The sequence below is a fragment of the Mycobacterium sp. TH-M103 genome (assembly GCF_057473785.1).
Genome location: NZ_JBYCLG010000236.1, coordinates 13,189 through 30,211, shown reverse-complemented (window position 1 = coordinate 30,211; position 17,023 = coordinate 13,189). Strand labels below are relative to the sequence as shown.

At 70.2% G+C, this 17,023-nt stretch carries 5 protein-coding genes; 2 read left to right on the top strand and 3 right to left on the bottom strand.

Translation table 11 applies throughout. The annotated features are described in order from the left end of the window. On the bottom strand, positions 1-133 hold a 133-nt coding region (locus AC2VOR_RS13690), incomplete at its 3' end, for a PE domain-containing protein (RefSeq protein ID WP_486963951.1). 163 nt (positions 134-296) lie between these two features. Beyond that, a complete protein-coding gene (locus AC2VOR_RS13685; protein WP_369738966.1) occupies positions 297-1,805 on the bottom strand; it encodes a PE family protein in 1,509 nt (502 codons plus the stop codon). 552 nt (positions 1,806-2,357) lie between these two features. Between AC2VOR_RS13685 and AC2VOR_RS13680 the strand changes: the two genes are divergently transcribed. Beyond that, complete coding sequence (locus AC2VOR_RS13680; protein ID WP_369738967.1) at positions 2,358-2,552, top strand: hypothetical protein; 195 nt, start codon at positions 2,358-2,360, stop codon at positions 2,550-2,552. Between the two features lie 1,156 nt (positions 2,553-3,708). Then, positions 3,709-4,383, top strand: coding sequence for a methyltransferase family protein (locus AC2VOR_RS13675; RefSeq protein WP_486963950.1), 675 nt, complete (start codon positions 3,709-3,711; stop codon positions 4,381-4,383). A 34-nt stretch (positions 4,384-4,417) separates the two neighbouring features. Here the strand turns inward: AC2VOR_RS13675 and AC2VOR_RS13670 are convergent, their stop codons facing one another. Then, the gene (locus AC2VOR_RS13670) at positions 4,418-17,014 is read right to left on the bottom strand and encodes a non-ribosomal peptide synthetase (protein ID WP_486963949.1); all 12,597 of its coding nucleotides are present in this window, start codon (positions 17,012-17,014) and stop codon (positions 4,418-4,420) included. Positions 17,015-17,023 lie beyond the last annotated feature (9 nt).

Sequence of the window (17,023 nt, the reverse complement as noted above, 5' to 3'; positions counted from 1 at the left end):
CACCGGCGGATCCCGGCACCCAGACGAACGGGAGGCCCGCCGCTGCGTTCGCCGCGTCCAGCGACGCATTGATCGTCGCCACATTCGCCGCCGCCGCAGTCAGCGCGTCTGGCTGGACGAACACATACGACATTGCTGACCTCCGGGGACCGCTGTGGGGTAAGACGCCCCCGCACCACGGTCACGATTACGAGCGTTAAGGAATCTATCTCGTTGCACACATGTATATCTGCGTTTTCCGGTAAACGCAGGTGCGGCCGCCGCGCCGCGACCCGTGATTCACGCGGGCTGTGGACCTAGAGCGATACGACGCTGCCGGGGCCGCCGGCGGTTCCGCCGGTCCCGCCCGCCGCGCCACCACTCCCGACGAAGGCAGTGGCCGGATTGGCCGCGTAGACGTTGCCGCCGGTGCCGCCGTTACCGCCGGTGACGCCGGTGCCGCCGACTCCACCGGTGCCTCCGTAGGCGGTTCCGCTCGCCAACAGGTTGAACGCGGTCCCGCCCGTCCCGCCGGTGCCACCGGTGGTCGCCCCGACGCCGCCCGTACCGCCGGCGCCGCCGTAGGCGGTTCCCCAGTCGGTAGGGAGGTACTTCAGCAGGCCGCCGAAGTTGTCGACGGCGACGTTGTAGGGCCCCATCATCGCGGTGCCGCCATGGCCGCCCATACCGCCGGCGCCGACCGTGCCGGCGCCGCCCACTCCGCCGGCGCCGCCGGTGGCGGTTCCCCACCCCAGGTTGAACGCAAGGCCGCCTTCGCCGCCGGCACCGCCGGTGGCGCCGCTGCCGCCGGCCCCGCCGATACCGCCGAGCTCAAAGCCGGCCCCGCCGGCTCCACCGGCGCCGCCCGTGCCGGTGACGCTGTCACCACCGGCCCCGCCGGTCGCTCCGGTCGGAACGCTGAAGCCCAGATCCGTGCTCCCGACCAGGCCCGTGTAGCCGCCGGCCCCGCCGGTGCCGCCGGTAGCGTCAGTTGCGCTCCCGCCGGCCCCACCAACACCACCGGTACCCCCGAAAAGTCCAGAGGACCCGCCGTTCCCGCCGTTCCCGCCGTTCACTCCGGAGATGGTGGAGTTCCAGCCGGCTCCGCCGGCCCCGCCATCGCCCAACCACACAGAAGACCCACCGTTGCCACCAGTCCCAGGGGCCACAGTGAGTGAGCCGGGGCCGCCCGTCCCACCGGCGCCGCCGATGCCGATGAGCCCGGCCTGCCCGCCGTTGCCGCCGTTGACGCCGGTAACCGTCGAGTTCCATCCGTTGCCGCCGTTGCCGATCAGCAAGCCGCCGTTTTGGCCGTTGGGGTTGGACTGCGACGTCCCGTTGGCGCCGTTATAGAACAGCGGCTGCCCGATCAACTTGTCGCTGGTCTGATTCAACTGGTACATCACCGTCGCCAGCGCATTCGTCATGGGCGGCGGTGAGGACCCGGAGGCCACAGCCACCGCATTCTCCAGAATCTGAAACGGTGATTGATACGTCGACGCGGCGGACGTGAACGCGCTTTGCGCCCCGGCCAACGGCGACACGTTGGTCGCCTCCGCGGCCGCATAGGCGCCGCTCGACCCGGTCAAGGCCTGCACGATCTGGGCATGCAGCGCCGCCGCCTGAACGCTGAGCGCCTGAAACTGCCTGCCGACACCGGAGAACACCGACGCGACCGCCGCCGACACCTCGTCACCAGCGGCGGCCGCCACCGCGGTGGTCGATGCGGCGGCCGAGGCATGCGCGGCGTTGAGCGACGATCCGATCGCCGCAACATCCGTCGCCGCCGCCGCCAGCGTGCTCGGCGCCACGATCACATACGACATTGCTGACCTCCACAGACCGTGGCGGAGCGGCCCACCCCCGCACCACGGTCACCAGTACCACCGGGGTGAAAACCTATCCTGTTGCACATCTGTATATCTGTATTTTGGCAAAAGTCCTCGGCGGCGGGCGCGCTCGGACACCGCTGGCGGCAAAGTGGCGTGCGCCGAATCCGCCCGACAGCCGAGTGCCGGCGGAAGGGGGCGGCGACGGTCGTCGCGGCCGGCCCTTGACAGCCCGCGTTTGCGTGGCGCCCGCGCTCGACATGGCTTTCGACAATGTGCCGGCCATGCGGGCATTCGCTGTCGGCCTCACCACCACATCGCCCGCGCCCGAGGGCATGCCACAGCCGGCCGGTGCCGTGATATTCGGCGGTGTAGGGCAAACATTTTAATGGGCGCATGTTCAATAAGAGGGCGCTGCGGAATGAAATGGTAATAAGGGGGTAATTGCACGTTTCGTTTCGTATCGGAGAATTCCGGGTACTGGCCCGGGGCAAGCGCGAGGCGGGGAGCCGGGCATGAGCCTGTCACGGCGCCTGATTTGGGGGAACGATGAACGAGAGCGAATTTCACGTGGCCGTCGGCGAGGCGGCGCAGGATGCGGTTTGGCAGACGCAGCACCCGCTCACCTACGACATGGCAGACGATGACCCGCGCCGGGCGCAATACCTGCGGGAGTACCAGGAATCGGTCGGTCGCCAGGTGCTTGCGGCGATAAAGACCCTGAGGCCTCGCACATCGATCTAGAGGCAAGCTCCGCTCCTCGTCGAGGCGACGAGGGAGACGCCAGCCCCTGTCGGGCCGGTCGACCCAATGAGATGCGAGCTTTGCCCAGCAAGTGGCCGAGCCGCCGATCCACCTCTCGGAAGAGCCGGCTGAAGCGCGCGAAAACTGTTGAAAAACAACGCCAAAGACTTTCGGTGTTCGCAATCGACCGGGGTCCGGCGGCCGACAGGCCCACACGTTTGCCGTGTAACGGGCGGTGAGGCGGTCGCGTTCGCCGGGAAAAAGTTGCGCCGACCGCGTGACTTTTCTACCTACTACAGAGTAACTTCTATCCTTACTGTGAAGTAAGAAAGCATGCCGTGAGGGAACACATGCAAGCCCGAGTTGCCACAAGGAGGGTGGAGCCTTCACCGCGCACACGTCCGTCCAATCGTCGGCGAATCAGGCTGCCCTCCAGCCCCCGCGGGCGCACCGGCAACACTCACCCGGCACTCGAACGGTGCCGTAAATGGATTCATGTGTAGGCGTGCGCCCATTTATTTCATAGCCGTAAACCGAATAGCGAAAACAACAAATACGGGAGCTCGATGAGAGGATGGCTGCTCAACCGCGTTTCGTGTCTGAAATTGACGGTGGCCCGTGGCGGCGCGCAATCGGGGGAACGATGAACAGGGACGAGGATTTTGAAGTAGCCGTGGGCGAAGCGGCGCAGGATGCGGTTTGGGGAACGGAACATCCCCTCACCCACCACCTGGAAGAGTCCGACCCGCGCCGGGCGAAATACCTGCGTGAGTACCAACGGTCGGTCGGTAACCGAGTGCTTGCGGCTATCGAGGCCCTCAGACCCTCCGGCTACCAAAAGTATTGGTAAGGACCCGCGCCGGCAGCCACCGCCCTCGGAACACGCGCGTCGACGCCAAAGCCCTCGTGGTGACACCGGCGCCGAGAGTCGGCATGGCGATCACCGATCCGAACAATTGCTGCCCGGCGCGCGGCAAATGACCCATTCGCCCCATTTTCCCGGTAGGCGACGGTAGTTTCAGACGGTAGTTTCAGTCGTGCGCCGCCGCGGTGAGCGCTTGGCGATCGATCCAGCACTGGCACGCAGGGAGTGCCGGCTTTTAGCCGCCGCGATGTGCGCTGTGGGCGTGGGCACCGGACGGACGAAGGAGGATCGGTGAAAACCATTCCTAAGTTGTTGGTGTTCGGTCTTGTCGAATTTGTCGCGTTCGGCTTGCTGTTGTTCGTCCCGGCGGGGACATTCCATTACTGGCAAGCATGGGTCTTTTTGGTGGTCGTCGCCGTTTCGGCGTGGACCCCCGCGATCTACTTGCTGCGCACCAACCCCGTCGCGCTTCAGGCGCGGATGCGCGGGGGCCCGGCAGCGGAGAGTCGAATGGCGCAGAAGGTCGTCATCGCCGGCCTGTATTTGTCGCTGGCGGCGATGGTCGTGGTCAGCACCCTCGACCATCGCTTCGGCTGGTCGCCGGTGCCGACGGCAATCTGCTTGGTCGGGGACGTCGTGGTCGCCGTCGGACTGGGCGTGGTGGGGATGGTGGTCATCCAGAACAGCTATGCGGCCGCAACCGTCCGGGTCGAGGAGGGCCAGACGGTCGTCTCGACCGGTCTGTACGGGCTGGTGCGGCACCCCATGTACACCGGCAACGTGATCATGATGGTCGGCATCCCGCTTGCGCTCGGTTCTTACTGGGGGCTCGTCTTCGTCGTTCCGGGCGTCTTGGTGCTCGCCTGGCGCATCCGCGACGAGGAGAAGCTGCTGCGAACGGAGCTGGCCGGGTACCGCGAGTACACCCAGAAGGTTCGCCATCGCCTGGTGCCGTCCATGTGGTGACGGCCGACGCCCGGGTCCGTGGTCCGAGCAGATCTCAGAGATCGATGACCGGGCTCACCGCGGGAACTTCTTCGACCGCGCTGACATCCCCGCTCAACCACCGACTCAGGTGCCCGACGGACGGCGCCTCGAACAGGGTCCGCACCGGGAGGTCGGTGTCGAGCGCCGCGTTGATCGCGGCGATCGCCCGCATCGCGGAAATCGAATCCCCGCCCAGGTCGAAAAACGACTCATCGGTGCCGACGCGGTCCAAACCCAGCACGTGGGCATAGATCCCTGCCAGGATCTGCTCGACCAGGGTGGCCGGCGCGCGGTAACCACCACCGTTGTGGTGGATCCCGGATTCCGCTAGTGCCGCGGCCGCCGGCTGGGCCGCTGTCGACCCGTTGCCGTTCCCGTTCGTGCGGGCGTGCCTGCCGCCGGCTTCCACCTCCATCGACGGCAGCGGCCGCGCCGGGTCGTCGGTCATGGCCACCAGCACCTGCTCGAATCGCTCGATCAGGGCTGCGATGCCGGCGGCGTCGAACACGTCCGCGCGGTATTGGACGTGAAGCTCCAGTTCGCGGCCCGGCAGGGCCTGGACCGTCAGTGGGTAGTGGTAGTAGTCGCGGTTGGTCATCGCGGTGATGGCCAGCCCGTCCTCGCTCGACAACGCGGCGGCGTCGGTGGGGTAGTTCTCGTAGACGAAGACGGTGTCGAACAGTTTGTGGTGACCGCTGACGCGGTGAATCTCGCTGAGCCCCAGGTGCTGGTGCTCGAATGTCTGGTTGTAGGCGCTTTGCAGCTGGTCGAGCAGATCGGCGGTGGTGGTGGCCGGCGTGACGCTCGCCCGCACCGGCACGGTGTTGATCAACAGGCCCACCATAGAGTCCGCTCCGCTCACGTCGGCGGGCCGCCCCGAGACCACGGCGCCGAAGGCGACGTCGTGCCGGCCGGTCATCCACATCAGCAGCTGCGCCCAGGCGCCCTGCAGCACGGTGCTGACGGTGGTGTGGCGCGAGCGCGCCAGTTCGTTGACGGCCCGGGTGGTCTGCTCGGGGACCCGGAACGAGGCAACGCCTCGCCGCCCCAGCCCGAAACGGTCCGCCGGGCCGACCAGCGTGGGGGTGTCGAAGCCGGCGAGCATCTCACGCCACACCGCGCGGGCGGCGGCGCGGTCCCGGCCGGCCAGCCAGGTGAGATACCTGCGATAGGGCGCAGCCGCGGGAAGCCACTGCCCGTAGTAGCCGGCGAACAACTCCCCCAGCAGTATCGGCAGCGACCAGCCGTCCAGCACGATGTGGTGATTCGTCAGCACGAACCGGTGTTGATCTGCCGCGGTCCGGATCAACACCGCTCGGAATGCCGGCTGGTCTGCCAGGTCGTAGACCGCGGCGCGTTCGGCGGCGCACATCTGCTGGATCTGCTGCTCGACATCGGATCCGTTCGAGCCGTCGACGACGATGTATTGCCAGGGCACCACCGGATCGGCGGGGATGATCTGCACCGGTTCGTCGAACTGCGTGCAGAACCGGGCCACCAGGTTCGGATGCCGGTTGACCACCGTCTGCACGGCGGTGCGCAGGCGGTGCTGATCGAGCCGGCCGCTCAAGGCGATATCGAGTTGCACCGCATACACGTGGTCGCCACCGCGCGCGGTGCCGGCATGGAACAGCAGCCCCCGCTGCAAGGGGGTCAGCGGCAGCACGTCGGCGATGCGATAGCGCCGCGCGAGCTCGTCGATCTGCTGCTGGCTCAGGCGGGCGGGCAGAACGTCCGAGGGCGTCAACCCGCCTCCGCCGCCGCGGACATGCGCGCAGATTCCGGCCAGGGCCTCGAACCACAACCGGCTCAACTGGCCGACCTGCGCGTGGTCCAGGGCCGAGCGCGCCCACATCCAGCCGGCGCGCAACTGCGGCCCCGCGTCGGTGTCCACCGTGCCCGCGTTGAGCTCGACCGTGTGCATCAGCGGCATCGGGACGGCCGCGGCGATGCCGGCAACCGACCCGCTGTCCCGCGAAATCTGCCACACGTCACTGGACACCTCGGCCGCCGCACCCAGGCGGCCCAGATAGTTGAACCCGATCGGCGGATCGGACCCACCCAAATCGACATCGGGATTCAGGTAGCGCAGCAGGCCGTAGGTCAGACCGTCCGGCAGCGCCCGGAGTTGCTCCTTGGCGTCTTTGATCACCGCCCCCAACGCGGCATCGCCGGCCACCACCTGCGCCCAGTCCAGCCCACCCACGTTCAAGGCCACCGGGTATTTCGCGGTGAACCAACCCACCGTGCGCGACAGGTCCACGTGTTCTTTCGAGGCGGCGAAGTGCTCGTCGCGACCGTGGCCCTCCACGTCGATACCGACAGGCCCGCCGGTGCCCACGAACTCGGCCACCGCGACCGCGAAGGCGATCAGCAGAATGTCGTGTATTCCGGCGTGGAACGCCGCCGGCACCTCACCGAGCAGCATGCGCGTGGTCTCGGTGTCCAGATCCACCGACAAGTTCCCGGCGGCGGCGAACGTATCCACCGCGGGGCACACCGCCGGCAGCGCCGCCGGGCTCGCCGCCACCTGCCGCCAGGTGTGCGCCTGCTCCACGACTTCCGGGTCGCATGCGTGCTCGGCCAGCAGCGACGCCCACCGCGCGAACGACGTCCCGCCCGCCGGCAACACCACCTGCTGGCCCGCGCGGAGCTGGGCCCAGGCCAGGTTGAGGTCCTCCAGCAGGATCCGCCACGACACGCCGTCGACGGCCAGGTGGTGAACGATCAGCAGCAACTGACCCGTGGAGGCCACCCACAGCCCGCTCAGCATCACCCCGGCCGCCGGGTTCAACCGCGACCGCGCCTCGACCACCGCCGCATCGGTCAACGCCTCGACCGCCTGCAGGCACCCGCGGGCGTCCACCGAGCCTGCCTCCGGCACGGTCAACGACCAGCCCCCGGCGTCCTCGTCGACGCGCAGGCGCAGCATCGCGTGCCGATCCAGCACGGCCTGCAACAGCGCCACCACATCGTGCTCGGTCACCCCAGCGGGAGCTTGCACCAGCACCGTCTGGTTGAACTGGTCGACCGGGCCGTCGACGCCGTGCAGCCAGCACATGATCGGGGTGGCCACCACGGATCCCATGCCCTCGTCGATCACATGGGCGTCGTCGTCGGCGACCCCGGCCACCCGGGCCAGCCGGGCCACGGTCTGCTCGACGAAGATGTCACGCGGCCGGCACACCACACCGGCCGCGCGCGCCCGCGCGACCACCTGCATCGACAGGATGCTGTCCCCGCCCAGCTCGAAGAACGACTCGTCAACCCCGACCCGCTCGAGCCCCAGCACCTGGGCGTAGATGCCGGCCAGGATCTCCTCCACCGCACTGGCGGGGGCGCGGTAGTGGTCGACGTCCTGGTACTCCGGCGCCGGCAGGGCGCGGGTGTCGAGTTTGCCGTTGACGGTCAGCGGCAGCGCATCGATGACCACCACCGCGGCCGGCACCATGTAGGCGGGCAGCCGCTCGGCCAGCACGGCACGCGCGCTGACCGGCTCGACGGCCCCGGTCACATAGCCCACCAGACGCTTGTCCCCGGGGCGGTCCTCGCGGGCGATCACCACCGCCTGCTGCACGCCCTCCAGGCAGGCCAACGCCGCCTGCACCTCACCGAGCTCGATGCGGTACCCGCGGATCTTGACCTGCTCGTCGGCGCGCCCCACATACCGCAGCTGCCCGTCGGCGCCCCACCACATCAGGTCCCCGGTGCGGTACATGCGCGCCCCGGGCTCCCCGAACGGGCACGCCACGAACCGCGTCGCAGTCAGGCCGGCCCGGCCCACATAGCCGTTCGCCACGCCCGCCCCGGCCACGTACAACTCCCCCACCACGCCGACCGGCACCTGCCGCAGATGCCCATCGAGGACGAAGAAGCCCAGATGGGCCAGCGGCACCCCGATGGGGCTCACCGTGCTGTCGACATCGGTGGCCAGAATCTCCCGGAACGAGGCGTGCACCGTCGTCTCGGTGATCCCGTACATGTTGATCAGCCGCGGCGATTGCGGATGCTTGTGCAACCATGCCGCAAGGCGCTGGGGCTCGAGGGCTTCACCGCCGAACACCACGGCCTGCAGGGACAGCCGCTCTGCCGAGTCGGGTTGTGCCGCATCGGCGGTCTGTAACGCATAGAACGCCGACGGGGTCTGGCTCAACACGCCGACGCGTTCGGCGACCAGCAGGGCGTGCAGGTCGTCCGGCGAGCGCACCACCGCATCCGGCACCACGACCACCCGGCCGCCGTAGAGCAGCGCGCCCCAGATCTCCCACACCGAGAAGTCGAACGCCAACGAATGGCACTGCGACCACACCCGACCCGTCAACCCGAGGTCGCCGTCGAGGGTCTCCAGCAACTGGGTCACGTTGCGGTGCGGGATCGCCACCCCCTTGGGCCTGCCGGTGGTGCCGGAGGTGTAGATGAGGTAGGCGACGTCGTCGGGAGCCGGTCCGGGCGGTGCGGTGCAGGGTTGGCTGTCGACGGCAGGGTCGTCGACGTCGATCACCATCAGTTCACGTCCGCCGAGCCGATCCAGAAGCCCGGTGGTGGTGATCGCGGCGACCGGCGCGGCATCGCCGAGGACGAACTCCATCCGGGCCGCCGGCACCGACGGGTCGACCGGCACATAGGCGGCCCCGGTCTTGGCCACCGCGAGCATCGCCACGATCGCCTGCGCCGAACGCGGCAACAGCAGCGCCACCCGCTGCCCCGGCTCCACCCCCTGACCGGCCAGCAGCTGCGCCAACCGATTCGACGCCTCGTCGAGCTCACGATAGGTCAGCGAGTGGCCCTCGAAGGTGACCGCCACCGCGTCCGGGGTGCGGGCCGCCTGCGCGGCGAACACCGCCGGAATCGACCCCGTCGTCGCCGGCCGGGCCAGCACCGCCCTGTTACCCCACTCGGCGAGCCGGGCGTGCTCGTCCTCGGTGAGCACGTCCACCGACGACAACCGCCGCCCCGGGTCCGCCGTCATCGCCATCAGCACCCGCTCGAACCGCGCGACCAGGCTGCGGATGGTTGTTTCGTCGAACACGTCGGTGCGGAATTCCACCAACCCGCCGATGCCGGCGGGCTCGCCGGCCTCGTTCCAGCGGTCGGCCAGGTTGAACGTCAGGTCCATGCGGGCGGTGTGGGTGTCCACCGGCAGCGGGGTGACCTGCAGGTCGCCCAGGGCGAGCCCGGCGGCGTCGGTGTCCTGCCAGGCGAAGTTCTGCCAGGCGAGCATCACCTGCACCAGCGGGTGATGGGTCAGGCTCCGGGTCGGCTTGAGCCGCTCCACGAGCACCTCGAAGGGCACGTCCTGGTGCTCGTAGGCGGCCAGGCTGCGCCGGCGCACCTGGGCCAGCAACTCCGCGACGCTGGGGTCACCGGCCAGGTCGACCCGCAACACGAGGGTGTTGACGAAAAAGCCCACCAGCTCGTCGAGGGCGGCGTCGCCGCGCCCGGCGATCGGGAATCCAACCGCCACCTCGCTGCTGGCGCTGAGGCCCGACAGCAGGGCCGCCAGGGCGGCCTGCAGCACCATGAAGCTGGTCGCGTTGTGCTCGCGGGCCACCCGGGCGACCCGTTGCTGCAGCTCGGCCGGCCATTCCAGCGCCAGGGTGGCGCCGCGGTAGTCCGCGACCGGCGGGTATGGCCGATCGGTGGGCAGCTGGAGGTGCTCGGGCATGCCGGCCAGGGCATCCTCCCAGTAAGCCAGCTGCGCGGCGATGCGGCTGCCCTCGTCGCCCAGGTCCCCCAGCTGCGCGCGCTGCCACAGCGTGTAGTCGACGTACTGCACCGTCAAATCGGCCCAGTCGGGGGCCTGCCCCGCGCACCGGCTGACGTAGGCGACCCCGAGGTCGTTGACCAGCGGGGTGATCGACCAGCCGTCGGCGGCGATGTGGTGCACCACCGACACGTACACGTAGTCGTCGTCGGCGACGCGGAACAGCCTCGCCCGCATCGGGATCTCGCTCGCCAGGTCGAACGGGTAACTCGCCACGGCGTCGATGGCCTCGGAGAGTTGGCTTTCCGACCATCCGGTGGCATCCACGACGGTCCAGCCGAAGTCGGCCCGCTCGGCGGGCACCACCAGCTGGCGCGGTATCCCCTCGATCGCCGGGAACATCGTGCGCAGACTTTCCTGCCGGGCCACCACGTCGGCCAGCGCCGCACCCAGCGCGTCGGCGTCCAGGTGCCCGCTCAGCCGCAGCGCCACCGGCAGGTTGTAGATCGGTGAGGGGCCCTGGAACTGGTCGATGAACCACAACCGGTTCTGGGCGAACGACAACGGCACCACCGCGGGCCGCTGGACGGCCTTCAGCGGCGCCAGCCGGCCCTCGACGCCTCCGATGCGGGGCGCCAGCTGGGCGATCGTGGGTGCCTCGAACACGGTGCGCACCGCCAGGCCGGCGTCCAGGGCGGTGTTGACGGCGGCGACCAGGCGCATCGCCGACAGTGAGTCCCCGCCCAGATCGAAGAACGAGTCGTCCACCCCAACCAGCCGGGGCGGCTCGACCCCCAGCACCTGGGCGTAGATGCCGGTGAGGATCTCCTCGGTGAGGGTGGTCGGCGCGCGGTATGCGCCGCTGTCCTGGTAGTCCGGTGCCGGCAGCGCCCGTTTATCGAGCTTGCCGCCGACCGTCAACGGCAGCGCGTCCAACGCCACGACGGCGGCGGGAACCATGTAGGGAGGTAGGCGCTCGGCCAGCGCTGCGCGCAGCTTGGCCGGCTCGGCGGTCCCGGTGACGTACCCCACCAGCCGCTTGTCGCCGGGGCGGTCCTCGCGGGCGATGACCGCCGCCTGAGCGACCCCGTCCAGCGCCGCCAGTACCGCCTGGACCTCCCCGGGCTCGATGCGATAGCCGCGGATCTTGACCTGCTCGTCGGCGCGTCCGAGATACTGCAGCTGGTCGTCGGGGCGCCACCGCACCAGGTCCCCGGTGCGGTACATGCGCGTGCCGGGCGCGCCGAAGGGCGAGGCCACGAAACGCGATGCGGTCAAATCGGCCCGACCGAGGTATCCGACGCCCACGCCGCGGCCCGCCACGTACAGCTCACCGACCACGCCCGCCGGCACCGGCCGCAACGAATCGTCGAGGACGAACAGCGCCGTGGTCGGCACCGGCGAGCCGATCGGCGCCGCGCCCGCCCCGACGGTGTCCGCCTGTAACGGCGCGCTCATCGACGCGTACACCGTGGCCTCGGTGGGCCCGTAGGCGTTGATCACCACCCGCCCGGGCGCCCACTGGTCCACCACCTCGGCCGAGCACGCCTCGCCGCCGAGCAGCAACGCCACCGACTCCAACCCGTCCGGGTCGAGCGCAGTCACCGCCGAAGGAGTCTGGGTGAGCACGTTGACCTGTTCGCGCACCAGCAGGGCCTGGAAGTCGTCCGGCGAGCCGACGACGCAATCGGGCACTACCACCAGCCGCCCGCCGCCCAGCAGCGCGGCCCAGATCTCCCACACCGAGAAGTCGAAGGCATACGAGTGGCACTGCGTCCACACCTGCGACGCGGGCAGGTGGGCGGGGGTCGACTCCGCCAGGTGGGCCAGGTTGTGGTGGGCGATGGCCACGCCCTTGGGCCTGCCGGTGGTGCCCGAGGTGTAGATGAGGTAGGCGATGTCATCGGGGGCTGGCGCCGGCAGCGCGGTGCTGGGGTGGCGCGCGACGGCGGGGTCCTCGACGTCGATGACGGTCAGGTCGCAGCCGTCCAGCCGGTCGGCCAGACCGGCCGAGGTGACCGCGGCCGTCGGGGCGGCATCGGCGATCAGGAACGCGATCCGGGCGTCGGGCAGCGCCGGGTCGATCGCCAGGTAGGCGGCCCCGGTCTTCAGCACGGCCAGCATGGCCACGACGGCCCGGGCCGAACGCTCCAGCAGCAGCGCCACCCGCGCGCCCGGGCCGACGTCGTATCCGATCAGCAGGTGCGCGAGCCGGTTCGCCGCCTCGTCGAGTTCCCGGTAGGTCAGGGACGCGTCCGGGGAGCTGACCGCCACGGCGTGCGGGGCGCGGGCCACCTGCGCGGCGAACAACGCCGGTACCGACGCCGCGGCCGGCGCGAGCCCGGTCAGCAGCGCGCGGTTGCCCACCGCGTCGAGCCGGGCGCGCTCGGCATCGTCGAGCACATCGATCGACGACAGCCGCCGTCGCGGGTCGGCGGTCATGGCCACCAGCACCCGCCGGAAGCGCTCGAGCAGCGTCTCGATGCTGGCCGCGTCGAACACGTCGGTGCGGAATTCGACGCCGCCCCAGATGCCGGCGGGCTCACCGGCCTCGCTCCAGCGTTCGGCCAGGGAGAACGACAGGTCCATGCGGGCGGTGCGGGTGTCCAACGGCAGCGGGGTGACCTGCAGGTCGCCCAGGGCCAACCCGCCGGCGGGCTCGCCGGCACCGTTGGCCTGCCAGTTCTGCCAGCCCAGCATCACCTGCACCAGCGGGTGATGGGTCAGGCTCCGGGTCGGGTTGAGCCGCTCCACCAGCACCTCGAAGGGCACGTCCTGGTGCTCGTAGGCGGCCAGGCTGCGTCCCCGCACCTGGGCCAGCAACTCCGCGACGCTGGGGTCACCGGCCAGGTCGACCCGCAACACCAGGGTGTTGACGAAAAAGCCCACCAGCTCGTCGAGCGCGGCGTCGCCGCGCCCGGCGATCGGGAATCCGACCGCCACCTCGCTGCTGGCGCTGATCTTCGACAGCAGCACCGCCAACGCGGCCTGCACCACCATGAAGGTGGTCGCCTTGTGCTCGCGGGCCACCCGGGCGACCTGCTGCTGCAGCTCGGCCGGCCATTCGACCAGCACGCTGGCGCCGCGGTAGTCGGCGACCGGCGGGTAGGGCCGGTCGGTGGGCAGCTGCAGGTGCTCGGGCATGCCGGCCAGGGCCTGCTCCCAGTAGGCCAGCTGTGCGGCGATGCGGCTGTCCTCATCGCTGAGGTCGCCCAGCTGCGCGCGCTGCCACAGCGTGTAGTCGACATACTGTACGGCCAGCGGCTCCCAGCCGGGGGCCTGCCCCGCGGAGCGGCTGGCGTAGGCCACCCCGAGGTCGTGGACCAGCGGGGTGATCGACGACCCGTCGGCGGCGATGTGGTGCACCACCGACACCAGCACGTGCTCGTCGTCGGCGACGCGGAACAGCCGCGCTCGCATCGGGACCTCGGTCGCCAGGTCGAACGGGTGACTCGCCACGGCGTCGATGGCCTCGGCCAGTTGGCTCTCCGTCCAGCCTGCGGCGTCCACGACGGCCCAGCCGAAGTCGGCACGCTCGGCGGGCACCACCAGCTGGCGCGGCACCCCTTCGTGCGCGGCGAACAGCGTGCGCAGGGTCTCCTGGCGGGCCACCACGTCGGCCAGCGCCGCGCCCAGCGCGTCGGCGTCCAGGTGCCCGCTCAGCCGCAGCGCCACCGCCATGTTGTAGATCGGTGAGGGGCCCTGGAACTGGTCGATGAACCACAACCGGCTCTGGGCGAACGACAACGGCACCACCGCGGGCCGCTCGACGGCCGCCAGCGGCGCCAGCCGGCCCTCGTCGCGCCCGATGCGCGGCGCCAACTGCGCGATCGTGGGCGCCTCGAACAACGCGCCCACCGACAGGCCGGCGTCCAGGGCGGTGTTGACCGCGGCGATCAGGCGCATCGCCGACAGCGAATCACCGCCCAGGTCGAAGAACGAGTCGTCCACTCCGACCAGCCGGGGCGGCTCCACCCCCAGCACCTGGGCGTAGACCCCGGCCAGGATCTCCTCGACCGCGGTGGACGGTGCGCGGTAGTGACCGCCGTCCTGGTATTCGGGCGCGGGAAGGGCGCGTTTGTCGAGTTTGCCGTTGACCGTCAACGGCAGCGCGTCGACGACCACCACCGCGGCCGGCACCATGTAGGCGGGCAGCCGCTCGGCGAGGGTGGCGCGCAGCGCGGCCGGGTCCGCGGTGCCGGTGACATACCCCACCAGGCGCTTGTCGCCGGGGTGGTCCTCGCGCACGATGACCGCCGCGTGTTGCACGCCGTCCAGGCCGGCCAACGCCGCCTGGATCTCACCGAGCTCGATGCGATACCCGCGGATCTTGACCTGCTCGTCGGTGCGCCCCACGTAGCGCAACTGCCCGTCGGCGCCCCACCAGACCAGGTCCCCGGTGCGATACATGCGGGCCCCGGGCTCGCCGAAGGGGCAGGCCACGAACCGCGTCGCCGACAGGGCGGCCCGGCCCACGTACCCGGCGGCCACCCCCGCCCCGGCCACATACAGCTCCCCGACGACCCCGGCCGGCACCGGCCGCAACCACCCGTCGAGTACGAAGAAGCCGAGATGGGCCAGCGGCACCCCGATGGGGCTCACCGTGCTGTCCACGTCGGCGGGCAGGATCTCCCGGAACGAGGCGTGCACCGTCGTCTCGGTGATCCCGTACATGTTGATCAGTCGCGGCGAGTCGGGGTGGTTGGTGAACCACGCCGCAAGGCGCTGCGGCTCGAGGGCCTCACCGCCGAACACCACGGCCCGCAGCGCGAGCTGCTCCGCCGACTCGGGTGATGCCGCATCGGCCCTCTGCAGCGCGTAGAACGCCGACGGGGTCTGGCTGAGCATGCTGACGCGCTCCGCGACCAGCAGCGCGTGCAGGTCTTCCGCGGAGCGCACCACCGGGTCGGGCACGATCACCACCCGGCCGCCGTAGAGCAGCGCGCCGAAGATCTCCCACACCGAGAAGTCGAACGCCATGGAGTGGCACTGCGACCACACCTGCCCCGCCAGGCCCAGGTCGTCGTCCAGGGTCTCGAGCAACTGGGTCACGTTGCGGTGGGGTATGGCCACCCCCTTCGGGGTGCCGGTGGTGCCCGAGGTGTAGATCAGGTAAGCGATGTCGTCGGGGGCCGGCGCCGGCGGTGCGATACCGGGCCGACCGTCGACGGCGGGGTCCACGAGATCGTCGGCGTCATCGACGTCATCGACTTCGAGGACCCACAGTTCGCGCCCGTCCAACCGCGGACGCAACTCACATGTGGTGATCGCGGCGGCGGGCGCGGCATCGCCGAGCACGAAGCCCATCCGCGCCTCCGGCACCGACGGGTCGATCGGCACATAGGCCGCCCCCGATTTGAGCACCCCCATGATCGCCACGACCGCCTCGGCCGAACGCGGCAGCAGCAACGCCACCCGCTGCCCGGGCCCGACGCCCCGCGCGGCCAGCAGGTGCGCCCACCGGTTGGCCGCCTCATCCAGCTCCCGGTAGGTCATGGACCGGCCGTCGCAGGTCACCGCCACCGCGTCGGGTGTGCGCGCCGCCTGCGTGGCGAAGACCGCCGGAATCGACGGGGTCGCCACCGGCCGGCTCAACGCCGCGCGGTTGCCCCAGCCGTCCAGCCGGGCGTGCTCGGCCTCGTCCAGCAGATCCAGCGACGACAACCGTCGCCGTGGGTCGGCGGTCATCGCGACCAACACCCGCTGAAAACGCGCGACCAGCGTCTCGATGTCGCCGGCGTCGAACACGTCGGTGTCGAATTCGACGCGCAGGCTCAGTTCGCTGCCCGGCATCGCCTGGATGGCCAGGGGGTAGTGGTTGTATTCGCGATGGGTGAACTCGGTGACGGCCAACCCGTCTTTGCCCGACATCGCCGCGGTGTCCAGCGGGTAGTTCTCGTAGACGAAGAAGGTGTCGAACAGCTGGTCCTGGCCGGCGATCCGGTGAATCTCGCTGAGCGCCAGGTGCTGGTGGTCGAGGGTGTGGTTGTGGGCGTTGTGCAGCTGCTCGATCAGGTCTGCGGAGGTGGTGGTCGCCGCGGCGAGGTTGGCCCGCACCGGCACCGTGTTGATGAACAGGCCGACCATCGACTCCGCGCCGACCACTTCGGCGGGCCGGCCCGAGACCGTCGTGCCGAAGGCGACATCACGCTGACCGGTCAGCCACGTCAGCACCTGCGCGAACGCGGCCTGCAGCACGGTGTTGACGGTGGCGTGGCTCGAGCGCGCCAACTCGTTGAGGGCCCGGGTGGTCTGCTCGGGCACCCGGAACGAGGCAACACCTCGCGGGCCGAGGCCCGGGCGGCCCGGCGGACCCACCAGCGTGGGGGTGGCGAAGCCGGACAACGCCTCGCCCCACGCCGCGCGGGCCGCGTCGAGGTCGCGGCCGGCCAGCCAGGCGACAAACCGGCGATACGGGACCGCCGCGGGCAGCCACTGGCCGTCATAGCTGGCGAATATCTCTCCGAGCAGGATCGGCAGCGACCAGCCGTCCAGCACGATGTGGTGATTGGTCAGCACCAGCCGGTGCTGACTTTCCGCGGTGCGAATCAGAGCCGCCCGGAAGGCCGGCTGGTGGGCGACGTCGCAGACGGCAGCGCGTTCCTCGGCGCACAGCTGCCGGATCTGCTCGTCGACATCCGCGAGGTCGTGGCCGTCGGCGCTGAGGTCGACATACCGCCACGGCACCACCGGATCGGCCGGGATGATCTGCATCGGCACGTCGAACCTGTCCGCGAATCGCGCCGCCAGGTTCGGATGCCGGGTGACCACCTTGTGCACCGCATCGCGCAGCCGGTGCTGGTCGAGCCGGCCGCTCAACGTGATGTCGAGCTGCACCGCATACACGTCGTCGCCGCCCTGCGCGGTGCTGGCGTGAAACAGCAGCCCCTGCTGCAGGGGGGTCAACGGCAGAAC